Source organism: Streptomyces sp. NPDC087787 (assembly GCF_044743035.1).
Classification (GTDB): domain Bacteria; phylum Actinomycetota; class Actinomycetes; order Streptomycetales; family Streptomycetaceae; genus Streptomyces.
Genome location: NZ_JBIUVQ010000006.1, coordinates 137663 through 159303, shown reverse-complemented (window position 1 = coordinate 159303; position 21641 = coordinate 137663). Strand labels below are relative to the sequence as shown.

The window sequence follows — 21641 nt, the reverse complement described above, 5'->3', positions numbered from 1 at the left end:
GCCCGTCACCGGTAGTACGCCGCCGGGTCCGGCTGGTCGAGACGGATGACGAACTCGGCCCGGTCCGGGCTGTGGGCGCTGATGTGGAAGCGGACTCGTTCACCGGTCCGGATGGTGCGGAACCCCTCGGTCACGATCTGCCGGTAGTCGAAGCTGTAGTACCGCTCCTCCTCGTCGTCCCGGACGATGTAGGAGCCCACCGTGCCGGTCGTTCCGCCGCCGCTCGGCCGACGGTCGACGATGGTGCCGTGCCGGGGTCCGCCGCCGCTCATGCCGTCGTTCCTTCCTCGCCGGTCGTCCCGGCCCCCTGCGCCATGTCCGGTACGTGCCCCGCATCGATGTCCTGCACGCAGCGGAAGCCGACCGCGTTGCTCCCGCCGCGTTTGCGGTAGACGCCCTTGGTGCTGGTTTGCACCGCGCGCATCGGGTTGTCGTAGCTTCCGCCGCAGATGACGGCCTCGGCGGGGTCGTCCAGGCTGGTGGAGGTCCACTCCCAGCAGTTGCCCACCATGTCCAGCACGCCGAACGGGGAGCGGTTGCCGGGGCGTTCGTCAGAGGGTGTGGCTCCGGCGCGGCGAATGGCGTCGCCGGCGAAGTCCCGGTACCACGCCTGGTAGGTCACGACGGGGTGGGCGACCCAGGTGTCGGCGCAGTTGACGAGGCTGGTGTCCGGAGCGTCTCCCCAGGGGAAGAGCCGCCCGTCGGTGCCGCGTGCCGCGGCCTCCCATTCGAGGGACGTCGGCAGGCGTTTGCCTTCGAACGCGGCGAAGGCGTAGGCACTCCACCAGTTGACGCAGATTGCCGGGTGGTTGTCGTAACGCGGGTTCTCGTAGAAGTCGCGATGGCGCAGCCGGTCGGTCCACGGGTGGTGGCTGACATGCGCCGGCTGGTCGGGGTGGTCCCAACGCGATGTACCGTCCGCATCAAGGGCGTTGAGGAAGCGACGGTAGCGCGCGACCGTCACGGCGCGACGGTCGAAACGTACGGGGCGCTCGACGCGGCGAATCAGGAGCCGTTCGGCCGGACCGACCAGATACGCCCCGGCGGGCAGTACGCAGTCGTCCCGTGTGTCGGTGGCGCCCGCGGACTGGTCTGCCAGGAAGGCACGCACCTGTTCTGTCAGAAAGGCGCCGCCCGGGATGTCCGCCGCCGCGTCCAGATGGGCCGGGTCGGTGAGATGGCGGGCGGCCAGCAACTCCTGGTATGCCGTGTGCACGAAGGCGACGTGGTCGGGACCCGCCGGGCGCAGCAGTGGAGCGAGGACGCAGGCCGCCAGGTCGAGGCGTCCGTCCTTGAAGGCGTCCGGGCCCAGAGCGCGGTGCAGGTCGAGCAGGGAGAAGACGGCTCGGTCGGTGAGGAATGGCTGGCCGAGTGCGAGGGGAAGGCGCTCCTCCAGCTCGGGCCGCCCGCTCTCGGTCAGCGTCCGGGTGATGTGGGTGCCGAGGATGTGCGCGAGCGGCTGCCCCGGGGAGAGACCGAGTCGCGCGGTCAGGCGCCTCTCCAGCGGGGTCGCGGCGGGCTCGGTCAGCCGTACCACGTGGAAGTGGGGGACGCGTGACGGTTCGATGCCGTTCGCGTACATCTGCTCGACCAGCTGTTCGGAGCGTCCGGCGCCGTTGTCGAGTAGCTGCCGCACTTGGGGCGAGTCCGCGAGGAAGGAGACCCGGGAGCTCATGACGACCGCCGACTCAGCGGACAGGACGGCCGCGAGGTCGGTGAACAGGCGCAGGAATCCCGCGGCGCTCGGTTCCTCGACACCCTCGTCCACGGCGTCGAGGACGCACAGCGCGGTCCCGGAGCGGATCAGGTAGAGGAAGAGGTCGTACGCGCGGGAGCGGTCCGAGGCGTCCATGGCCGGGGCGAGGAGACGGGCCGCGTACTCGGAGAAGGGTTCGTCCTTCGGTTTGAGGGCGAGGTCGAAATAGAAACGGAATCGGCGGATCTCCGGGTTGGTGGCCATGGCGCGCAGGAGGGTGCTCTTGCCGCTGCCTGGCCGGCCGGTGACGAGTACGTTGGCGCTTCCGCGTGCCAGGCGGGCCAGGAGGTCGGCCGCGTCGCCGGACTCCGTCACCTCCGGTGCGCCGGTGCGCGGGTCGGTGCTCAGGGCCGTGGCGGCGAGAGTGACCCACGGTTCCTGGGCGGTGCCCTCGGCGATCTCGGCGGTGGTGGTGGCCGTGAGCCCGGCGAGATGGGCGTCCAGGTTGACGAGGGTGTCGACGAACCCGTCGTACCGCACGATCCGGAAGTCCGTGCCCAGCAACTGGTGCAGAGCTCCGGGGGCCGCGCCTCCGTCGTTGTCCACGACGACGAACCGGGTGAGTTTGGGCAACCGGGTGCGGAGCAACTCGCCCCCGTGGGAGGCGAGGACGGTGCCCAGGTCGTCGGCGTCCCGGGAGAGCATCAGCTCGACGTATTCGAGCTTCATACCGGACTCCCGGCAGAACAGCAGATAGACGGTGTCCGGGCTGAGGACGAACCGCTTGGCCTGACGGTAGCCGAGGGTGATGTGGAGCCCGGCCAGGAACTCGCAGCGGCGGCCCACCTCGGGGGCCACGTCGGGTTCGCCGCCGAGCAGGGCGGCGCTGCCCGTGTCGGTGAACCAGACCAGGACGTCGACCAGCCTGCGGACCGCGAGCAGTCCGTCCTCGTCGCTGATCTCGTAGCCATCGTGGGTGGAGCGGTTGCGCAGGCGGCGGATGTCGTCGAGCGCGTCGAGAACCGTGCTGCTCCGGATGTACGGGCGGCAGCGCTTCACCAGGTCGTTCAGCGCCTTCGTCGCGGGATCGCCCTCGACGCCGTGGTGTCGCCACAGTTCCTTGAGGAGCTTCTCGGTCAGCTTCCCGACAAGCGCTACCGCGTTCTCGGGGTAGCCGTCGTTGAGCGACCGTAACGGGCGCTCCAGATCGAGTCCGAGACGGTCGGCGATCCGCGTGTGATCGTCGAGCTCCCCGCGCAGACGTCGCAGTCGTTCGTCGACGACGGTGCTCACGCGCGCTCCTTTGGCTGTCGTCCGAGGATGAACGCGAACCGGTCGGGGAAGACCAGCTCGGGCTCCGGGTGAGCGGCTCGCATCTCCGCGATGCCCTTCTCGATCTCCCTGTCGCTGAAAGTGGAGAGCAGGGACATATAGCGGGCACGGACCATGCCGAGGTACCTGTCCCGGTCGATCCGCAGTTCGTGCTCGACGTGGTCGAGCCGGGCGTCCAGTCCCGCAGTACGCAGATGCTCCTGGATGACGGCCGGGTCCGGCTGCAGTTCCTCGAAGCGGGCGAGGGCGGCCTTGAACAGTGGGTACTGGATTGTGGCCGGAAGCATGACCACCAGCAGTCGGCCGCCGGGGGCCAGCAGGTTGGCAAGGCCGCGCAGTGTGCGCTCCTGGTCGGTCACATGGTGCACCGACTCCTTCAGCCACATCGCGTCGAGCCGCTCGTACGGCAGCCGGGTCCGTCCTTCGGCGATGTCCTCCGCGGAGGCGACGACCGGCGTCAGCGAGGGCGGGGACGGAGTACCGAGCTCCCGGAGCATGGCGTCAGAGGGATCGACACACAGAATGGGATGGCGCGGCTGCGTCTGCCGGGCCACTTCGCGGGCGAACAGGCCTGTTCCGGAGCCGATGTCGGCGATTCGGTCGTCGGGGCCGAGCGTCAGCGCCTCTTTGATCCGGCCGGACATCCAGGGGATGTACTCCGGGCCGTAGACCCAGTGTTCGTCGTACTCGGCTGCGAGCCCGTCGTAGTGATCCCGCACATCACGCCGCGCCACGGTCCCCCTCGCGTGTCTGCTGGTCGTGCCCTCACCGGTCAGTCGGCAGGGTATCGCGGGGTGTTGGGGTGGCGACAGTGCGTGACAGGTCAATCCGGACTGGCTACGCCGCCCGCCAGACCGTCATGTCCGCGGTGACGAAGGCGATCTTCGGCATTGCGGTTGACTTCACCTGGATCACGAGCAGCGCGATGTCTCCGGAGGAGTGCTTGACGCAGATCTCGCTGCCGCTCGCCACCCAGTCCAGCGCGAGGTGGTGGCTCTTCTCGCCGGAGAGGGCGAGACGGCACTTCTCGAGGCCGGCCCCCGGTTTGCCGTACAGGAGGGTGAGCACGCTGGTGTCGCTTTCCAGCGCGCAAGTCTCCTTGCAGACGAGGCGGATGTCTCCTTTTCGGTCGTCACGCTCGACCGGCTCCTTGATGCTCAGTGAGTTCTTGTCGTCCAGGAACTGGAAGGCGTACGGGACGGCTCGCGGCGGCTTGGCCGGGGCAGAGGAGGAGCGGGACGCCTCTGATGCCCGATCATCCTTCCCGGAGCTGGGCGAGGACGCCGAGGACCCTGCGGACGTCTTCGGAGGGGGCGTCGAGGACGCGGCCGTCTCCCAGGCACGGAGTCGGTTCACCGTGCTGACGACCGACCAGGTCAGGCCGGTCAGCAGCAGGGCACCCGCTGTCACGGAGGCGGTCGCGATCAGGGCGGCGCGGCGTCTTCGGGTGCGTCGCTCGGCCGGGCTCGGAGGCATCGGCGGCCGCGGCCATGCGGGCTGTGGGGCCGTGACGGCCGGCTGCTGCCACGCGGGCTGTGGGGCCGTGACGAACGGCTGCGGCCAGCCGGCCGAGGGCAGCGTGTAGCCCTGGGTGGGGGTCGGGACCGGGGGCGGGACCGTCACTTCCGGTCCCGCGATCTCCCGCCAGACTGCCGGTCCGCCGCCCGCGTCGGCGTCCTTGCCCAGCCGTTGGCGGCACCATTCGACGACCTCCGCCGGGGTGGGGCGTTCCTCCGGATCGGTGGCCAGGCATCGGGCGAGCAGCGGACGGAGCTGCTCGGGCAGGAGGGAGAGGTCGGGTTCCTCGTTGACGATCCGGTAGAGCACCATGACCGCCGGGCCGGTCCCGTACAGCGGCTCGTCCAGCGCCGCGAACGCCGCCGTCTGACCGAGCGCGAAGATGTCGGTCGCCGCCGTCAGCTCGCCCGCGGACGCCTGCTCGGGAGCCATGAACGACGGTGTGCCGATGGCGGCGCCCGTAGTGGTGTGTGAAGTGACGTCCGAGGCCAGCGAGATGCCGAAGTCGATCACGCGCGGGCCGTCGGTGGCCAGCAGCACGTTCGACGGCTTGAGGTCCCGGTGCACGATGCCCGCGTCGTGGATGGCCTGCAGGGCCTCGGCCACCCCCGCCATCAGCCACAGCACCGCCGGAACCGGCAGCGGTCCGCGCCGGGCGACAGCCTCGGTCAGTGAGGGGCCGGGTACGTAGAGTGTGGCCAGCCATGGCGGTACGCCGTCCGCGTCGGCGTCGATCAGCTCGGCCGTGTACGCGCCCCGGACCCGCCGGGCCGCGGTGATCTCCCGGCGGAAACGTCGCCGGAAAACCGGGTCGTCGGCCAGTTCCGGGCGGACCACCTTGATCGCCACCGGTCGTCCGCCCTGCGTGTGCGACAGGTAGACCCGGCCCATGCCACCAGCGCCGAGCCGGGCGGCGAGGCGGTAACCGGCCACCACGGGTGGGTCGTCCGGCTGCAGGGGCTGGAACACCTCAGTCGCACCAGCGTTGTTCATCGGCCCTCGTCCCCCTGATCCCCGTATCCGCCGATCCCTTGATCCGCCGATCCGATGACTCGACCAACAAGCAGCACCTTAAAGCTTGTTGGGGGGACAAGATCAGTTGGCCCGAGATGGTGTCCCTTCAGCCAGGCGTGAGCCGGGGGACCTCGGCCTGGGGCGGGCCGGGAAGCGGGTGGCTGCCGGCCGGCACCGTCGGGACGAGAAGGGCCAGGACGTTCACGCCGCCGGCCGGGGAGTCCGGTGGTACGCCTTGTTCGCGATGCGCCACCTTCCCTCGGCCTGGACCAGCAGGAAGACGTCGGTGAAGGTGTCCGGGCCGTGGCGGAGGGTCATGGACGCGGTGGCTACGGTGCCGTGGACGTCGACGGTGTCGATGCGGCGGGTGCGGGTCGGCTCGTCCGTGGCCGGGTGGCCGGGGAAGAGCCCGCAGTACTCGTCCAGACGCCAGGACACGAACGCGCCGTCCCGGACGCCCTCGATGTGGGCCGTGGGCAGGAACGCCTCGCGGAAGTGGGCGGGGTCGCCGGTGGCGTGGCCCTGGATGTAGCGGCGCAGCGGTTCGAGCACGGCGCCGTCCACGGCGGGAACCGTGGCGGCCGCGGCGATGTCGGCCTCCGGGTCGGCCGGGGTGCCGGCCAGGTCGGCCGCGCTGCGCAGGGGGCTGTCCGACGCGGCGGCCAGGAGCGCCATGTCCTTGGCCAGTGCGCCGATGGTGAACTCCCCAGGGGCCGTGCTCGTGGCCGTCCCGTCGGCGAAAAAGGTCCGCTTGCGGGTGACCAGGCCGCCGAGCTGGCCGAGTTCGAGGACGTCCAGCACCTGGGCGCGGGGCAGGTCCAGGGCGTCGGCCTGCCGCAGTGCGTCGCGCAGGGCGAGGACGGCGCCGGCGAGACTGCTGTTGGCGATCAGTTTGAGCGCCGCGGCGGTGGCGGCGTCGTCGACGGGCCGTACGGTGCCGAGCGCGCGCAGCAGCGGTCGGACGCGGGCGAGTGCGTCCTGGTCTCCGGCGGCGAGGATGCGCAGGGCGCCGGCGGCCACGGCCGGTACGGAGCCGAGCACGGGCGCGTGGACGTAGGACGGGCCGAGTCGCCGTGCCAGTGCCGCGGCCTCGGCGGGGGCGATGGTGCTGGTGTTCAGCACGATCGTGTCCGGTCGCAGGGCGGGGCGGATGCGGTCGACGACCTGCCGGCACGCCTGTGCGTCGAACAGTGCCAGGAGCGCGACGTCCGCCTTCGCCACGGCGTCCTCCGGGTCGCGAGTCGTTTCGACGGCACCGGCGGCGGCATGGCGGCCGGACCGGGTCCAGCCGAGGACGTCCCAGTTCTGGCCGGCGAGTCGGGTCGCGGTCGCGGCGCCCATGCGGCCCAGGCCGAGCACAGCGACAGTGTGAACGGTGTGAGGTGCGGTCATGCGTCCGAGCCTCGGACACCACGAGGGCTGCGACAAGCGCAGATCTCGCAGGACAGGTCTGCGGGATCCGCAGACCGGCGGGCATACTTGCGGGCCATGACGCTCACTTCATGGCGGACCTTCGTGACGGTGTGCCGGCTCGGGTCGCTGTCGGCCGCGGCCGACGAACTCGGCTACACGCAGTCGGCCGTCTCCCGGCAGATCGCCGGACTGGAGCGCGAGCTCGGGGTGCCGCTGGTGGAGCGGCACGCGCGTGGTGTGCGTCCGACGCCTGCCGGGGAGCTGTTCCGCCGTCATGCGACGGCCGCGCTCACCGAGGCCGACCGGGCGGTTCGTGCCGTGCGGGACCTGCGGGACGGTGCGCCGGTACGGCCCCTGGCCGTCGGTGCCACACCGTCCCTGGCCGCCGGGATCGTGCCCGTGGCGATACGCCGCCTGCTGGACACCGCCGGAACGGTCCCGTGGAGCCTGTCGCCCGGACTCAGCCTGGAGCTGTACGACCGTGTGGTCTCGGGCGACCTGGACCTCGCCGTGGTCACCGACGCGCCGCCGGGACTGCCCGACGACCCGCGTCTCGAACTACGGTTCCTGGGAATGGACGAGATGGTCGTCGTGCTGCCCCTCGGCCACCCGCTGGCCGGGAGCGCCCCGGTGCGTGTTCAGGCCCTGGCCGACCAGACCTGGGTGGAGGACAACGAGGGCTCGGCGGCGCTGCTGCGCCAGCACGCCGCCCGCGCCGGAGTGACCGCCCGCATCGACCTCGCCGCGGCCGATCTGCCCGGCAAGCTGGCGCTGGTCGCGGCCGGCCACGCCATCGCGCTGATGCCGGGGGTGCTGGGCGGTGCGCTGCGGACCGATGTCACCACGGTGGCCCTCGTGGACCCCCCGGCCCGCGGCATCCATACGATCACTCCGCGCCGCGACCCGCACCCCTGCTCGGCGCCGCTGCTCGACCTGCTCGTGACGGCCTTCGGCGCGAGCCGTCCCGGCCGGGCCGCGCACCGGCCGGCTGAGGCCGGCGCCCGCGAGCGGGACTGAACCCGCTCGCCTCCGGCGCGCTCAGACGGTTCCAGCGGGTTCGGCGGGCTTGGCCGCCCCGTGGCACTCCCCGTACGCCTGCCCCGAGCCGCACCAGCACTGCGACCCCCGCTGCGGTGGCCAGGCGACCGCGCGGCCCCGGGCCGCCAGGGTCGTCGCGTACTGGGGAAGCAGGGCCGGGTCGGACGGGGAGGCGGCCTCCGAGGCGGCGAAGGCCTCGTAGGAGGGAACCGTGCCCGTGACGATGCCCAGGTTGGGGGTGCCGGAGGAGGCCAGTTCGCGCAGGGAGGCCTCTATCGTCGCCAAGTGGGTCTCGTGGGAGGGGTATTCGGACGTGAGGCCGTCGTAGGCCGTGAGCAGCTCGGACAGTTCCTCCGCCGGCCAGTGCAGGACCGCCACCGGGAAGGGGCGGGAGAGGGCCGCGCGGTAGGCGCCGAGTTCGGCACGGAGGCGGGTGATCTCCGCCCGCAGTTCGGCCGGGTTCTCCGAGCCGAGGGACCAGACGCGCTTCGGGTCGTGGAGTTCGTCCAGCGGGACCGGGGAGTTGTGCAGGGTGTCGGCCAGCATGTCCCAGTCGTCGTGGCCCGCGCCCAGCATGCGGCGGACGCGGTGGCGGCCGAAGACGAGCGGGTGGGTGGCGCGCGGGGGTTGCTGGGCCTCCGCGAGAAGCAGCTCCACGCCCTGGGTGAACGTCTCGTGCGCTGCTTCGAGTTCGTCGTGGGCCTCCAGGGACTCCGCGACGATCACCCAGGGCGCCGGGTCGCGGGGCGCCGCGGAACGGACGCCCTCGATGATCGCTCTCGCCTCCGCCTCGTGGCCGTACTCCCAGAGGTTGGCGGCTTTGAGGGCCCGGACCAGGTGGGGGTTGTCCAGGGCGGTGTCGGAGGACAGGAGCCGGTCGTAGAGGGTCGTCGCGGCGGGGCGGTCGCCGGACAGCTCCCGGTGGGCCGCGGCCTGGAGGAGGAGGGCCTCGGCGTCCTCGGGATACAGATCGGCGGTCCGCTCGAGGCGGGCCGCTTCGGTGGCGTGGTCGGCGTCTTCGGCGGGCGTGGCGGGGCGCATGGGGGACACCGTACTGCCGGGGAGTGACAAAAGTGAGGTATCTGCAGGCCAGGGGAGCCCGGGGTCCTTTAGAGGTCCCCATCCCCGAGGCCCCCTGGAGTCCAGCCCCGCGTTCTCATCCCCGCTTCCGCTCCCGCGCCACCCCCAGGCCCGCCAGCGCCAGTCCCGCCGACAACACCATCGCCACGTCGGCGCCCCGTGCCAGAACCCGCAGGTTCAGGCCGTGCCGCTGCAGGCCGTGCGGGCGGGCTGGTCGGGGTGGACATGAACGCCGACCACCTGGCCGCCTGGCGCCTGGACGAGCACGGCAACCCGGTCGGCGCGCCCCGCCGGTTCGACTACCAGCTGACCGGCACCGCAGGCCACCGCGACGCGCAGGTGCGCCATGCCCTGATCCGTCTGCTGCACTGGGCCGCGCGTCACGGTCTGTCCCTCGCGATCGAGGACCTGGACTTCGCCGCCGAGAAGACCCGGGAGAAACACGGCCGCCGCAAGCGGTTCCGTAAACTGATCTCCGGCCTGCCCGCCGCCCGTCTGCGGGCACGGCTGGTGTCGATGGCGGCCGAGCTCGGCGTCACGGTCGTCGCCGTGGACCCGGCCTACACCAGCCGTTGGGGTGCCCAGCACTGGCAGAAACCCCTCTCCGCCAAGAACAGGAAGCCCACGCGGCACGACGCTGCCGCCGTGGCGATCGGAAGGCGCGCCCTGGGATGCCCGATCCGGCGTCGGACGGCACCGCCCCCATCGCACCGTGAGTGATGCGGTGGGGCAACGGACTGTCCAGGCCGTATCGGGCAGCCCGGGGTGCGAGGGACCCCGCCCCCGCATTCCCGGACCGCGGACACGATCCGTTGGCGCCGGACGCGGAGCGAAAGCGGGCGACCAGTGTGCCCACAACCGTTCGGGGCACACGGCTGAGCACGAGTCCTGGCACCAGGACCCACTCCCGCTCAGTCTCTTCACGGGGAAGCTTCAGCAGGCCGGCCACCTTGTTCACGGCTCGTTGGTGGTTGGCGGTGCGCTTGTCGCGGCGCACCCGCGGGAACCTGGCGAGGGCTTGTTGTGCGGCTTCGAGTTTCGTGGCGGCCTTGCGTCCGTGGCGCGGGTTGGGCACGAACCCGCCGCCTGAGTCGGCGAGGAAGTTGGCTATGCCCAGGTCGATGCCGGCCACGGAGCCGGTCTTGGGCAGCGGCTCGGGCGCGGTCTGCTCGGCGGTGAGGATGACGTACCAGCGTCGGCCTTCGCGTTTGATGCTGACGGTCTTGACCTTGCCGGTTACCGGCCTGTGCTGGTTGACCTTGACGTGCCCGACGCCCTGGAAGCGGACGCGGGTGACCGGATCGTGCGGCGTGCTGTCCCAGCGGCAGCCGTCCCCGTTCCTCGGGAAGTCCACGGTGTCGAACCAGTTCACACCCCTAAAACGCGGGTATCCGGGCGTGTCGCCTGCCTTGGTGCGGCGGAAGAACGCGGCGAACGCCTTGTCCAGACGCCGCAAGGTGGCCTGCTGGCTGGAGAAGGACCAGCGGCCCTGCCGTTCCGGGTCGAATGCCCGGATGTCTTTGAGCTGCGCGGACTGCATTCCGTACGCGACGCTCGTCTTCGACACGTGCCGGTAGGCGTCGCGGCGTTCCTGTAACGCGCCGTTGTAGAGCGAGCAGTGATCGGCCAGCATCTCGGAGAGGGCCTGGTCCTGGCGGACGGTGGGCCGCAGGAGGAACTTGTACGCACGGATCATTCAGCCCACCCCCCACGGTTCGAGTCGACCTCGATTCTATCATTTGGTTCATGTCACCACGCTGGGAACCAAACCCTGATGTACGACGAGGTCGTCACGTCGTCTACAACCTTCATGCACACTTGGTGTTCGTCACCAAGTACCGGCGGACCGTCTTCAACGACGAGATGCTGACGCGCTGCGAAGAGATCATGCGGAAGGTCTGCGAGGACTTCGAGACCGACCTGATCGAGTTCAACGGCGAAGGAGACCACGTACACCTGCTGGTGCACTACCCGCCGAAGGTTTCCCTGTCAAACCTGGTCAACTCCCTCAAGGGCGTGTCCTCACGCCGGTTGCGACAGGAGTTCACCGGCCGAACGAACTGGGCCATCACGCACGGCCGGTTCTGGTCCGGCTCCTACTTTGCCGGAAGCTGCGGCGGCGCACCGCTCCAGGTGGTCAAGGACTACATCGAGAGCCAGAAGCGACCGGACTGAGCACGGCTGTCGCCGTAGAGCATTCCGGAGCAACGCTGCGACGCTCCGCGCCGCAGGGCTCAGGATCGGATTCCCTCCGAAGAAGAGGGATGGAGCCGGGACCCGGACTCGATCCGGACCCGGCGGATCCGGTCGGCCGGGCCCTGCTCAGGCCGAGGCGGCTGCTGCAGCCGCTCGACCTCGATCCTGTATAACCGGATGAACCCTGTAGAAGCAGATGACGAGACGACGGGACGGTGAGCCGCGGGTGCCGGAGCACCACGGCGCACACCGGAGGGAGGGAGCCGGCGTGATCCGCAGTCGCGTCGCCACGCGTCCCTCCGCCGTGCCGCTGCTCCTGTCCCTCCTCCTGCCCCTCTTCGTCCTGCTTCCGGTCGCCCTGTCCACCGCCGGAGGTCTCTCCGGGACCGTGGCCTTCGCGCTCGCCGCGACCGCCGCGGCCGGTTCCGCGCTCGTCGCCTGCGCGGTGCTCGCCTCCCGCTGCGCACCCGCCGTACCGCCCACCCGGGTGCGTACGGCCATCCGGGACCGGGACCGCCGTACGGCCTTCCTGCCCCAGCGCGACCCCGACGCCGCGGGCCGGCCGCGGCCCAGGGCACCCGGGCACGCCCTCCCGGCGACCACCGTGCGGGGCACCGCTCACTCCACCATGTGAAACCGAGTGACCCCGCGCGGGTCGTCATGCCGTCATCCCCGTACGCCATCGCCGTACGCCTGGCACGACGAGACCCCCGGAGGGCTCACTCATGTCCGTTTTCGCCGGCCTGGTCGAGCAACTCGCCGACCTGCTCCAGCCGCTGTTCCACGCCTCGGCGGCCGCCGTCGCGATCGTCCTGTTCACCGCTTTCGTGCGACTCCTCCTCCACCCGCTCTCCCGGGCCGCCGCGCGCGGGCAGAAGGCGCGGGCCGCGTTGCAGCCGCAGATCGGCGAGCTGCGCCAGAAGTACCGGAAGAACCCCGAGAAGCTGCAGAAGGCCGTGCTGGAACTGCACGCCGAGGCGAAGGTGTCGCCGCTGTCGGGCTGCCTGCCCAGCCTGCTGCAACTGCCCGCATTCTTCCTGCTGTACCACCTGTTCTCGACGCCGGACGCTGACGGCGCCGGACTGCTCGGCCACCGGCTGCTGGCCGCGCCGCTCGACGGGCGGTGGGCCGACGCCCTGGCCGGCGGCGGGGCGTTCGGGGCGGCCGGAGCCGTGTATCTGGGGCTGTTCGCGGTGGTGGCCGTGGTCGCCGCGTTCAACTTCGTTCGCGCGAGGAAGTCCCTGAACGCGACGGACGTGGCGGGTATGGCGGGTATGGCGGGCGGGAGCGGCGGGGCCGTGGGCGCGGTCGGCAGGGCCATGCCGTACATGTCCTTCTTCACGCTGGTCACCGTGGCGGTGGTGCCGCTGGCCGCCGCGCTGTACGTGGTGACCAGTACGGCGTGGAGCGCGGCCGAGCGGTTCCTGCTGCACCGGTGAGCGCGCGGGCCGGCCGTTCCCGCAGGCGGGGCTGCGGTCCAGTACGTGAACGCCGTCTTGCGGAGCGCGGGGCGACCTTGGACGATCGACCAGCCCTCCGATGGCCGCGTCCGCCGCACCGAGGTCGCCTTCATCGGCCGGGCGCCCCGCGATCGAGGGAGTTGGACACATGAAGCTGCTGCGAGTCGGCACGGCGGGTGCGGAGCGGCCCGCGCTGCTGGACGCGACCGGGGTCCTGCGCGACCTGTCGGGCATCGTCCCGGACATCGACGGCGCGCTGCTCGCCGACGACGCCGCACTCGCCCGGATCCGCGCCGCCGCGGCCGCGGGGGAACTGCCCGCGCTGGACGGGACCGGGCCGGACGGGACGGGACCGGACGGGACGGGGCCCGACTCGGACGCGTCGCGGATCGGGCCGCCGGTCGCGCGGATCGGCAAGGTCGTGTGCATCGGGCTGAACTACCACGACCACGCCCGTGAGACCGGCGCCGAGCCGCCCGCCGAGCCGGTGATCTTCCTCAAGGCGGCGGACACCGTGGTCGGGCCGGACGACACCGTGCTCGTGCCGCGCGGCGCCGCCAGGACCGACTGGGAGGTGGAGCTGGCGGTCGTCATCGGCCGTACGGCCCGCTACCTGCAGTCGCACGAGGAGGCGCTCGCGCACGTCGCCGGGTACGCGGTGGCGCACGACGTCTCCGAGCGGGAGTTCCAGATCGAGCGCGGCGGGACCTGGGACAAGGGGAAGAACTGCGAGACGTTCAACCCGCTCGGCCCCTGGCTCGTCACCGCCGACGAGGTCCCCGACCCACAGGCGCTGTCGCTGCGCCTGTGGGTCAACGGCGAGCTGAGGCAGGACGGGTCGACCGCCGACCAGATCTTCCCCGTCGCCGAAGTCGTGCGCTACGTCAGCCAGTTCATGACCCTGTACCCCGGGGACGTCATCAACACCGGTACACCGGCCGGGGTCGCCCTGGGGCAGCCCGAGCCGAAGCCGTACCTGCGGGCCGGGGACGTGGTCGAGCTGGAGATCGAGGGTCTTGGCCGGCAGCGGCAGGAACTCAAGGACGCGTAGCGCTCCGCGGGTCGGGGCGGTGGGGCCCGGTCACGCCAGCAGGGGGGCCAGCCTGCGCCACGCCTCCCTGGGCAGGGCGTCGCGCGGGCCGGCGGTGACCACCTGGAGCGCCACGTGGTCGGCGCCCGCCGCGTGGAACGCCTCGATCCGCTCGCGGATCCGGGACTCCTCGCCCCAGGCGAACACCGCGTCGATCAGGCGGTCGCTGCCGCCGCCGGTGACGTCGGAGTCGGTGAAGCCGAGGCGCAGGAAGTTGTCGGTGTAGTTCGGCAGCTCCAGGTAGGGGGCGAGGTACTCGCGGGCCACCGTGCGGGCGGTGGCCGGGTCGGTCTCCAGGACGACCTTGAACTCCGGTGCCAGCAGCGCCGCCCCGCCCAGGATCTCGCGGGCCTGCGCGGTGTGGTCCGGCGTGGTCAGGTACGGGATCGCGCCGGCCGCACGGTCCCGGGCGAGCCGCAGCATCCTGGGGCCGAGGGCGGCCAGGACGCGGCGCCCGGCGGGCACGCCGCCCTCACCCGACCGGTCGAGCTCGTCGAGCCGGTCCAGATAGCCGACCATCGTCGAGTACGGCTTCTGGTACTGCTGCACACGCGGGCCGTGGCTCACTCCGAGCCCGAGCAGGAAGCGGCCGGGGTGGGTGGCCTCCAGCGCGGTGAACTCCGCCCCGCTGTCGGCGGCGTCCTGCTGCCATACGCTCTGGATGCTGGTGGCGACGGCGATCCGCCCGGTCGCCTCGATCAGCGGGGCGGCGTTGCGGGCGGTGCTGTTGCCGCCCAGCCAGATGGCTCCGTAGCCGAGTTCCTCCAACTCCGCTGCCGCTTCGGCGAGTTCGCCGCGCCGGGCCGCGTTCTCCGAGCGGAGTCCGATGCTCCAGATGCCGTACCGGCCGATGGTCTCCCGCACGGAGTGCGCGTGGCCTGTGGTGTCGCTCATCGGTTCCGATCCCTCCGGATGGGGTGCTGTGGCTTGATCGTCACGCCTGCGGCAGTCCCCAACCGGAGGGCGTCCCGGGAGATTCCGCGGCTTCCCCCAAGAGCAGTAGTCTCGATCTTGCGTGATCCCCGGAGACGGTGTTCTGGCCGGCGGCGGCCCTGGCGAATGCCAGGATCATCGCCGCGCTGTCCCGTTCGGTCTCCCGGCGGCCCGGTGTTTCACCGTTCCTGGTTCCGATGGGCCTGTTGGCGTTCGTCAGCCTGATCGCGCTGCTCTGGCGCCTCTGAACGCGCGACCGGGCGGGTGGGCCGCCGGTGATCCTCGTGCTCCCTCACCCCTCGCCCAGGAACCGCTCCAGTGCCTCCACCACCATCCGGTGGTCCTCCAGCTGCGGCAGTCCGGACACCGTCACCGCGCCGATCACGCCCGCGCCCTCGACGTGCAGCGGGAACGAGCCGCCGTGGGCCGCGTACAGGTCCGGGTCCAGGCGGGAGGAGGCCTCGAAGGTCGTGCCCTTGGCCCGGAAGCGGGCGCCGACCAGGTAGGAGGCGCAGCCGTAGCGCTCCACCACGCGGCGTTTGCGGGCGATCCACGCGTCGTTGTCGGGGGTCGAGCCGGGCAGGGCCGCGTGGAAGAGCTGCTGGCCGGCGCGGTGGATGTCGACGGCGACCGGGGCCTGCCGCTCCCGTGCCAGCTCCACGAGGAGCGAGCCCAGCGCCCAGGCGTCGTCGTACGTGAAGCGGGGGAGGACCAGACGGCGTTCCTGGGCCTCCAGTTCCTCGATGCCCGGGGTGGCCGCGGGGGCCGGGCGCGTGTCGTTCGTCACAGCCGCACCGCCACGCCGTCGCGGGCCGAGCGGCGGGCCGCCTCCAGGACGTCGAGGGCGGCGGCGGCCTCCTGGGCGGTCACCGGGTTCGGGGCGCCGTCGCGGAGGGCGGCGGCAACGGCCGTGTAGTACGCCGGGTAGTCGCCGGGCACGGTCGGTACGGGACGGCCGCCGCCGGTCAGCGGTGAGTCGCCGGAGCCGACGCGGCCCCACAGTGCCTCGTCCTCGACGCCCCAGCCGTCGGTGTTCGGGCGGGTGCCTTCCCGCAGCGCGGCCTCCTGCGGGTCCAGGCCATACTTCACATAGCCCGCCCGGGAACCCAGCACCCGGAAACGCGGGCCGAGTTGGGCGGCCGTCGCGGAGACGTGGAGGTGGGAGCGGACGCCATTGGCGTGGGTGATCGCGATGAAGGTGTCGTCGTCCGCCTCGGCGCCCGCGCGGCGCACCACCGACTCGGCGTACACCAGGGTGGCGGGGCCGAACAGCACCAGGGCCTGGTCGACCACGTGACTGCCGAGGTCGTACAGCAGGCCTCCGATCTCGGCGGGGTCGCCGGACTCGCGCCAGCCGCCCTTCGGCTGCGGACGCCAGCGCTCGAAACGGGACTCGAACCGCCATACGTCGCCCAGCTCACCCTCGGCGACCAGCCGGCGCAGGGTGAGGAAGTCGTTGTCCCAGCGGCGGTTCTGGAAGACGGACAGGAGCAGTCCGCGCTCGTCGGCCAGGGCGGCGAGGTCGCGGGCCTCGGCCGCGGTCCCGGCGATCGGCTTGTCCACGACCACCGGCAGGCCCGCCTTCAGCGCGGCCGTGGCGAGCGGGACGTGCGTCTTGTTCGGGGAGGCGAGGACGACCAGGTCCAGCTCGCCGGCGCGGGCGAACAGTTCGTCGGTGGCGGCGGCGACGCGGACGTCGGGGAACTCGGCGCGGGCCTGTTCCTGCCGCTGCGGGTTCGAGGTGACGACCGTGTCCAGGGCCAGGCCCGCTGTCGCGGCGATCAGCGGGGCGTGGAAGACGGAGCCGGCGAGGCCGTAGCCGACGAGGCCGACGCGGAGGGGGGTGCCAGTCATGGATCCTACTTTGGCAACGCTGTTGCCGAAGTGCAAGCGGCGGGCAGAATGGCTGCGAGAGCGGTGCTGCGTGGACCGCTTTCTGTGAGCGGTGCCGTGTGAGCGGTGCTGTGTGAGCGGCGGAAGGGCGGAGCGGACGCGGTGACGGTCTCGGGAGTGACGGGCAGGGGGACGGCGGGGGTGAACCTGCCGGCCCTGCGCAGCCACAACGCCGCGCTGGTGCTCGATCTGCTGCGAGGGGCGGGCGCGGAGGGGATCAGCCGGCTGGAACTCGCGGAGCGGACCGGGCTGACTCCGCAGGCGGTCAGCAAGATCACGGCACGGCTGCGGCAGCAGGGCCTCGCGGCGGAGGCCGGGCGGCGGGCGTCGACGGGCGGCAAACCGCGCACGGTGCTGCGACTGGTGCCGGAGGCGGGGCACGCGGTGGGGGTCCACGTCGACCGCGACGAACTCCGTCTGGTCGTCGTCGACCTGAACGGCACCGTGACCGGCGAACGCCGTGGCCCGCTGAACCTCGGCGCGGGCGCGGAGTCCGTCGTGGCGACGGTGGCGTGCGAGGTGGAGGGGCTGGTGGGGGAGGTGCTGGGGGGCGGAGCGGCGGACGCCGGGGCGGCCGCGGCCGAGGGAACTCGCCCCCGGTCCTCCGACGTCCGGACCCTCCTCGGAGTCGGGGTGGCGTTGCCCGGGCCGCTCGATCACCGGCGGGGGGTGCTGCATCGGGTGACCGGGTTTCCGGAGTGGGACGGGTTTCCGTTGCGGGAGGCGCTCGCGCGACGGCTCGGGGTGCCGGTCGTGGTCGACAAGGACACGAACGCGGCGGCGCTGGGCCTGGCGGTCGCGGGAGAGGGCCGTTCGTTCGCGTACCTCCACCTCGGAACCGGGCTCGGGGCCGGGCTGGTGATCGGGGGGAGCGTGCACCGGGGGGCGCGGACCGGGGCGGGTGAGTTCGGGCACCAGGTGATCCAGCTGGACGGGCCGCTGTGCGGGTGCGGGGACCGGGGGTGCGTCGAGGCGTTGTGCCTCGCGGCCGTGGAACGCGGGGAGATCGCGGAGGCGGCACGCGTGCTGGGAGCCGGGGCCGCGAACCTCGTCGGCCTGCTCGACATCGAGTTGGTGCTGCTCGGCGGCCGTACGGTGGCGGCGGCGCCGGAGGCGTTCGTGACGGGCGTGGCCGACGTGCTCGCGGCGCGGGCCCGGCGGGAGGGCGCGCCGGGCGACACGGTGCCGGTCCGGATCGCCCCGGGAGGTGAGCGCGGGGTCGCGGAGGGAGCGGCCCAGTTGCTGCTCGCGCCGGTGTTCGGCCGGGGGGACGGCTGACAGCCGGTCGCCTCGGCACACCGCCCGTCCGTGTTCGCCTCGGCACACCGCCCGTCCGTGTTCGCCTCGGCACACCGCCCGTCCGTGTTCGCCGCGCGTCCGCCTCGGCCTTGCCTGGCCCCGTGTGTCCGCCGGCCTCGCGGTGGCCCGCCCAGCCTTGCCTCGCCCGCCGGGGCCCGCGTGTGCCGCCGAGCCTGCGCCTGCCGCCGGGCGTGGCCTGACCTGCCTTCGCCGGTCCCGTCAGGCCTTGCGCGCCGGCCTCCGCCCGCCTGGCCGCCCGGTTCCGCGCCCGCATCCGCCCGCCTGGCCCGCTCGACTCCGCGCGCCCGCCTGGCCCGCCCGGCTCCGCACGCCCGCCTGGCATTGCCCGGCCCGCCGGGGCCCGCGTGTGCCGCCGAGCCTGCGTCTGCCGCCGGGCGCGGCCTGACCTGCCTTCGCCGGTCCCGTCAGGCCCTGCGCGCCCGTATCCGCCCGCCTGGCCCGCTCGGCCTTGCGCGGGCCGCCCGGACCCGCGCGCGTCTTTGGTAGGGGCCCGCGCCCGTCCCCGGGGCCGATCGGGCGGACTTGTGGGGGCGTTCGAGGGCGTGCCGGGGTGGCTGACCTGCCGGGGCCGTGCTGTCCGGCACGGTCATGTGTTCATGCGCCTGTGCACGTCCCTGTTCCTCTGCCTTGCCGCAGCCGTCGCCCTTCCGGCCGTACCGGCCCATGCCGTGTCGGGCCCCACCTGCGCCGGGCCGGACGACCCTCAGTTCCCGATCACCAGCCGGATCCACGGGGGCCCCGACACCTACCGGGCGGGCGGCGGATACGGCGACTTCCTCATCGACCTCACCAACACGACCTCCCGCACCTGCTCCGCCATCCACCCGGTCGTGGTGCTCGTAGACACCCAGCGCACTCTCAGGGCGGACCAGGCCCACATGGAGTTCTACAACGGCTCCGAGGCGCATCCGGTGTCCTTCGAGACCACCGATCAGCAGGAACTCGTCGGTCCCTTCGACGCCGGTCTGCCCGGTTTCACCGTCGGCCCGGGCGAGACCGTCACCGTGACGGTCCGGCTGGAGATCACCTCCGACGCCGTCGCCGACGAGGTCACCGCGACGGCCGCCGTGGTGCAGCGGCACGACGGCGACGGGGACTGGGTCGGCCAGTCCGACGACTACGCGTTCCGCATCGACACGGACCCCGATGACGCCGACACCGGCCCGCACCAACCGAGGCCGCTCCGCGGCCCCCACGGCCCCGGCGACCACGTTCCCGACGAGCTCGCCCGCACGGGCCCGGTCACCCCGCCCGGAGCGCTCGCGCTCGCCGCCGGGCTGCTCGCCACCGGCGGCACCCTGACACTGACCCGCAGACGCGGCTGATGCGAGCCCCCCGACCCGAGCCGCCGGAGTGCTGACCGGCGCGCACGGCGCGCAGGATCTCCATGCCGCCGGCGCCACCCATGTCCCGCCACCCATGTCCCGCCACCCATGTCCTCGGCTCCGTGGCCGAGTTGCCCGCCCTGTTCAGGGAAGCCGGCTGACGGGAATCCGCTTCGACTCCGTCACCGTCGACACCGGCGAGGTCATGGCGCCGCTCGGGCCGTCCGTCAGCTGAACCGGCCACCGGCAAGATCCGGCCTCTGGCTAGGCTGGACTCACGCAAGTACGCGTACGGCAGGAGGCCGAGGCACATGGCAGACCGCAAGCCCATCGAGTCGTGGCTCACCGACATGGACGGTGTCCTGATCCACGAGGGTGTTCCGATCCCCGGTGCCGACGCCTTCCTGAAGAAGCTGCGTGAGTCCGGCCGGCCGTTCCTGGTGCTGACCAACAACTCCATCTACACCCAGCGCGACCTGCACGCCCGCCTGCAGCGCATGGGCCTGGACGTGCCGATGGAGAACATCTGGACGTCCGCCCTGGCCACCGCCCAGTTCCTCGACGACCAGCGGCCCGGCGGCAGCGCCTACGTCATCGGCGAGGCCGGCCTGACCACCGCGCTGCACGACATCGGCTACATCCTGACCGACCACGACCCGGACTTCGTGATCCTGGGCGAGACCCGGACCTACTCGTTCGAGGCCATGACGAAGGCCGTGCGGCTGATCAACGACGGCGCCCGGTTCATCGCCACCAACCCGGACAACGTGGGCCCGTCCGCCGAGGGCGCCCTGCCCGCGACCGGCTCGGTCGCCGCCCTGATCACCGCGGCGACCGGCAGGAAGCCGTACTTCATCGGCAAGCCCAACCCGCTGATGATGCGCGCCGGGCTGAACGCGATCGGTGCACACTCGGAGACCTCCGCGATGATCGGCGACCGTATGGACACCGATGTGCTCGCGGGCCTGGAGGCCGGGATGCGGACGTTCCTGGTGCTCAGTGGTGTCACGCAGGCGGGCGAGATCGACCGCTACCCGTTCCGGCCGTCCCACGTCGTCGACTCGATCGCGGACCTCGTCGAGCGGATCTGAGAGCCCCGTCCGCGAAGCGCCTCCCGTCCACAAACCTCTTCTCACCCGTACGGAGCAGCACCGCACCCCAGCGGATGCGGCCCGGGCCCGTCGGGAGTCTCCTGATGGCGGAGGTTTCACGATGGGTCCATTGCGCCTCACACTCTGCACGGGACTTCTGGCGGCCGCTGCACTCGTCCCGGCGGCCGACGCCGTGGACGGAACGGGCAGGGACGGTCCGCTTCCGCCCGGCCCCCCGGCGGCCCCGGGTGCCCGCGCCGCCGCAGCGCCGTCGAAGCCACCCGCGGCCGCGGCTCCCCCGAGCCCACCACGCACACCACCGGCACTGTTCGTTCCAACCGGCCGGGCCCCCGCACCCGCCGGACCGCCCGCGCCCGGTGCGGCGCACGAGGTGACCGGGCTGGTGCTCGCCGGTGCCGCCGGGGCGGCCGTCCTTCTCCCACGGGCGCGCGGCCGTCGCGACCGCGGGTCGCGCTGAGAGCGGGACCGTCATGTCCGACCACGACGGCACCCGCACCCACTCCCGCTGCACCGGGCGCCTCCTGGCCGGCCTGGCCTGGGTGGTGCTGCTGCTCGGGCTGTGGCTGTGGGGACGCGATCTGGCCGACGTAAGGGAGTCCCTGGCCCCGTCGGCGACCGGGGACATGGCCGCGGCCGGCCGGCCCGCCGCGGACCGGCCGGCCGCGGCGGCCGAATCGCCGGCCGACGCCCCGCCGCGGCGCCTGGACATCCCCGGCCTGGGAGTACGGGCACCCGTGGTGGCCCGCGGCCTGGACGCGCGGGGCGCCGTCGAACCGCCACCGGCGGACCGGTCCGGCACGGTCGGCTGGTACGGCGCCGGAGTGAAACCGGGCGCGTCCGGGACCGCGCTGCTGGTGGGGGACCTCGGCGCCGGAGGCCGGACCGGGGCGTTCGACCGGATCGGCTCGCTGCGTCCCGGTGAGGCGGTCCGGGTGGTCCGCGACGACGGCAGCGTCGCCGACTTCACCGTCGACGACGTCGAGGTCCTGCCCCGCGACGGTCTCGGCGTCCGGCAGGCGTCCGGCGCGCGGCAGCCGGGCCGCGCCGAGCTGCGGCTGATCGGCTGCGGCGCCACCGCCGACCGGGAGAGCGGCGGCTGCACGGCGCACGTGATCGTGTCGGCGCACCTCTCGGGCGCCGGTCAATGAGCCCCCCCGGGCCCGTCGAGAGCCCTCGGACGATCCGTGAGCTGTGACAGCATGGGAACCGGCCGAGTGCACC

21 protein-coding genes and 1 pseudogene are annotated in these 21641 nt (G+C 72.5%); 11 read left to right on the top strand and 11 right to left on the bottom strand.

Translation table 11 applies throughout. The annotated features are described in order from the left end of the window. Positions 1–5: 5 nt before the first annotated feature. The 5 genes from ACIOWN_RS12200 to ACIOWN_RS12180 form a co-directional block, all read right to left on the bottom strand. Entirely contained in the window at positions 6–272 is a 267-nt protein-coding gene (locus ACIOWN_RS12200; protein WP_401981916.1) for a hypothetical protein, read from the bottom strand. Next, the gene (locus ACIOWN_RS12195; protein WP_401981913.1) at positions 269–2989 is read right to left on the bottom strand and encodes an SUMF1/EgtB/PvdO family nonheme iron enzyme; all 2721 of its coding nucleotides are present in this window, start codon (positions 2987–2989) and stop codon (positions 269–271) included. The genes ACIOWN_RS12200 and ACIOWN_RS12195 overlap by 4 nt, the downstream gene beginning before the upstream one ends. Further along, entirely contained in the window at positions 2986–3762 is a 777-nt protein-coding gene (locus ACIOWN_RS12190) for a class I SAM-dependent methyltransferase (RefSeq protein WP_401981911.1), read from the bottom strand. The genes ACIOWN_RS12195 and ACIOWN_RS12190 overlap by 4 nt, the downstream gene beginning before the upstream one ends. A gap of 103 nt (positions 3763–3865) precedes the next feature. After that, positions 3866–5539 carry a serine/threonine-protein kinase gene (locus ACIOWN_RS12185; protein WP_401981908.1) on the bottom strand — a complete coding sequence of 558 codons (1674 nt, stop codon included), beginning with the start codon at positions 5537–5539 and terminating at the stop codon, positions 3866–3868. 222 nt (positions 5540–5761) lie between these two features. Beyond that, the gene (locus ACIOWN_RS12180) at positions 5762–6952 is read right to left on the bottom strand and encodes a nuclear transport factor 2 family protein (protein WP_401981906.1); all 1191 of its coding nucleotides are present in this window, start codon (positions 6950–6952) and stop codon (positions 5762–5764) included. Positions 6953–7048: 96 nt separating this feature from the next. Between ACIOWN_RS12180 and ACIOWN_RS12175 the strand changes: the two genes are divergently transcribed. Continuing rightward, entirely contained in the window at positions 7049–7990 is a 942-nt protein-coding gene (locus tag ACIOWN_RS12175) for a LysR family transcriptional regulator (RefSeq protein WP_401981903.1), read from the top strand. Between the two features lie 21 nt (positions 7991–8011). On the opposite strand, the gene ACIOWN_RS12170 is transcribed toward ACIOWN_RS12175, so the two are convergent. The 3 genes from ACIOWN_RS12170 to ACIOWN_RS12160 form a co-directional block, all read right to left on the bottom strand. Beyond that, positions 8012–9052 (bottom strand): SEC-C domain-containing protein, encoded by a 1041-nt coding sequence (locus tag ACIOWN_RS12170; protein WP_401981901.1) that lies wholly within the window; start codon positions 9050–9052, stop codon positions 8012–8014. 216 nt (positions 9053–9268) lie between these two features. Then, the gene (locus ACIOWN_RS12165; RefSeq protein ID WP_401981898.1) at positions 9269–9475 is read right to left on the bottom strand and encodes a hypothetical protein; all 207 of its coding nucleotides are present in this window, start codon (positions 9473–9475) and stop codon (positions 9269–9271) included. 151 nt (positions 9476–9626) lie between these two features. Further along, the gene (locus ACIOWN_RS12160; protein ID WP_401981895.1) at positions 9627–10787 is read right to left on the bottom strand and encodes an RNA-guided endonuclease InsQ/TnpB family protein; all 1161 of its coding nucleotides are present in this window, start codon (positions 10785–10787) and stop codon (positions 9627–9629) included. A 50-nt stretch (positions 10788–10837) separates the two neighbouring features. Here ACIOWN_RS12160 and tnpA point away from each other — a divergent pair, with 50 nt between their 5' ends. From tnpA to ACIOWN_RS12135, 5 genes and pseudogenes are all read left to right on the top strand, one after another. Next, positions 10838–11266: an IS200/IS605 family transposase gene (tnpA, locus tag ACIOWN_RS12155; RefSeq protein ID WP_401981893.1), complete on the top strand. Its 429-nt coding sequence runs from the start codon at positions 10838–10840 to the stop codon at positions 11264–11266. A gap of 89 nt (positions 11267–11355) precedes the next feature. Continuing rightward, positions 11356–11460, top strand: a pseudogene (locus ACIOWN_RS12150) (transcriptional regulator); the annotation flags it as partial. A 95-nt stretch (positions 11461–11555) separates the two neighbouring features. Then, a complete protein-coding gene (locus tag ACIOWN_RS12145) occupies positions 11556–11921 on the top strand; it encodes a DUF6412 domain-containing protein (RefSeq protein WP_362348065.1) in 366 nt (121 codons plus the stop codon). Positions 11922–12012: 91 nt separating this feature from the next. Then, positions 12013–12726, top strand: coding sequence for a YidC/Oxa1 family membrane protein insertase (locus tag ACIOWN_RS12140; RefSeq protein ID WP_401981891.1), 714 nt, complete (start codon positions 12013–12015; stop codon positions 12724–12726). Positions 12727–12895: 169 nt separating this feature from the next. Then, complete coding sequence (locus ACIOWN_RS12135) at positions 12896–13798, top strand: fumarylacetoacetate hydrolase family protein (RefSeq protein ID WP_401981888.1); 903 nt, start codon at positions 12896–12898, stop codon at positions 13796–13798. Positions 13799–13828: 30 nt separating this feature from the next. Here the strand turns inward: ACIOWN_RS12135 and ACIOWN_RS12130 are convergent, their stop codons facing one another. Then, a complete protein-coding gene (locus tag ACIOWN_RS12130; protein WP_362348060.1) occupies positions 13829–14731 on the bottom strand; it encodes an LLM class F420-dependent oxidoreductase in 903 nt (300 codons plus the stop codon). A gap of 137 nt (positions 14732–14868) precedes the next feature. On the opposite strand from ACIOWN_RS12130, the gene ACIOWN_RS12125 reads away from it, so the two are divergent. Continuing rightward, complete coding sequence (locus ACIOWN_RS12125) at positions 14869–15018, top strand: hypothetical protein (protein ID WP_401981885.1); 150 nt, start codon at positions 14869–14871, stop codon at positions 15016–15018. 44 nt (positions 15019–15062) lie between these two features. On the opposite strand, the gene ACIOWN_RS12120 is transcribed toward ACIOWN_RS12125, so the two are convergent. Beyond that, positions 15063–15557, bottom strand: a complete 495-nt coding sequence (locus ACIOWN_RS12120) for a heme-degrading domain-containing protein (protein ID WP_362348057.1) — start codon at positions 15555–15557, stop codon at positions 15063–15065. Continuing rightward, entirely contained in the window at positions 15554–16624 is a 1071-nt protein-coding gene (locus ACIOWN_RS12115; RefSeq protein ID WP_401981882.1) for a Gfo/Idh/MocA family oxidoreductase, read from the bottom strand. The genes ACIOWN_RS12120 and ACIOWN_RS12115 overlap by 4 nt, the downstream gene beginning before the upstream one ends. 141 nt (positions 16625–16765) lie before the next feature. Here ACIOWN_RS12115 and ACIOWN_RS12110 point away from each other — a divergent pair, with 141 nt between their 5' ends. From ACIOWN_RS12110 to ACIOWN_RS12095, 4 genes are all read left to right on the top strand, one after another. Beyond that, complete coding sequence (locus tag ACIOWN_RS12110) at positions 16766–17941, top strand: ROK family protein (protein ID WP_401981880.1); 1176 nt, start codon at positions 16766–16768, stop codon at positions 17939–17941. Positions 17942–18579: 638 nt separating this feature from the next. Next, a complete protein-coding gene (locus ACIOWN_RS12105) occupies positions 18580–19308 on the top strand; it encodes a hypothetical protein (protein WP_362348051.1) in 729 nt (242 codons plus the stop codon). Positions 19309–19619: 311 nt separating this feature from the next. Then, on the top strand, positions 19620–20399 hold the full coding sequence (locus ACIOWN_RS12100) for an HAD-IIA family hydrolase (protein ID WP_362348050.1): 780 nt from the start codon (positions 19620–19622) through the stop codon (positions 20397–20399). Between the two features lie 491 nt (positions 20400–20890). Then, a complete protein-coding gene (locus tag ACIOWN_RS12095; protein WP_362348048.1) occupies positions 20891–21568 on the top strand; it encodes a class F sortase in 678 nt (225 codons plus the stop codon). Positions 21569–21641: the final 73 nt, after the last annotated feature.

Coding starts and splice junctions, on each gene's coding strand:
- ACIOWN_RS12200 (WP_401981916.1), bottom strand. CDS start 272: ATGAGCGGCGGCGGACCCCGGCACGGCACCATCGTCGACCGTCGGCCG.
- ACIOWN_RS12185 (WP_401981908.1), bottom strand. CDS start 5,539: ATGAACAACGCTGGTGCGACTGAGGTGTTCCAGCCCCTGCAGCCGGAC.
- ACIOWN_RS12180 (WP_401981906.1), bottom strand. CDS start 6,952: ATGACCGCACCTCACACCGTTCACACTGTCGCTGTGCTCGGCCTGGGC.
- ACIOWN_RS12175 (WP_401981903.1), top strand. CDS start 7,049: ATGACGCTCACTTCATGGCGGACCTTCGTGACGGTGTGCCGGCTCGGG.
- ACIOWN_RS12170 (WP_401981901.1), bottom strand. CDS start 9,052: ATGCGCCCCGCCACGCCCGCCGAAGACGCCGACCACGCCACCGAAGCG.
- ACIOWN_RS12160 (WP_401981895.1), bottom strand. CDS start 10,787: ATGATCCGTGCGTACAAGTTCCTCCTGCGGCCCACCGTCCGCCAGGAC.
- tnpA (WP_401981893.1), top strand. CDS start 10,838: ATGTCACCACGCTGGGAACCAAACCCTGATGTACGACGAGGTCGTCAC.
- ACIOWN_RS12140 (WP_401981891.1), top strand. CDS start 12,013: ATGTCCGTTTTCGCCGGCCTGGTCGAGCAACTCGCCGACCTGCTCCAG.
- ACIOWN_RS12135 (WP_401981888.1), top strand. CDS start 12,896: ATGAAGCTGCTGCGAGTCGGCACGGCGGGTGCGGAGCGGCCCGCGCTG.
- ACIOWN_RS12130 (WP_362348060.1), bottom strand. CDS start 14,731: ATGAGCGACACCACAGGCCACGCGCACTCCGTGCGGGAGACCATCGGC.
- ACIOWN_RS12115 (WP_401981882.1), bottom strand. CDS start 16,624: ATGACTGGCACCCCCCTCCGCGTCGGCCTCGTCGGCTACGGCCTCGCC.
- ACIOWN_RS12105 (WP_362348051.1), top strand. CDS start 18,580: ATGCGCCTGTGCACGTCCCTGTTCCTCTGCCTTGCCGCAGCCGTCGCC.
- ACIOWN_RS12100 (WP_362348050.1), top strand. CDS start 19,620: ATGGCAGACCGCAAGCCCATCGAGTCGTGGCTCACCGACATGGACGGT.
- ACIOWN_RS12095 (WP_362348048.1), top strand. CDS start 20,891: ATGTCCGACCACGACGGCACCCGCACCCACTCCCGCTGCACCGGGCGC.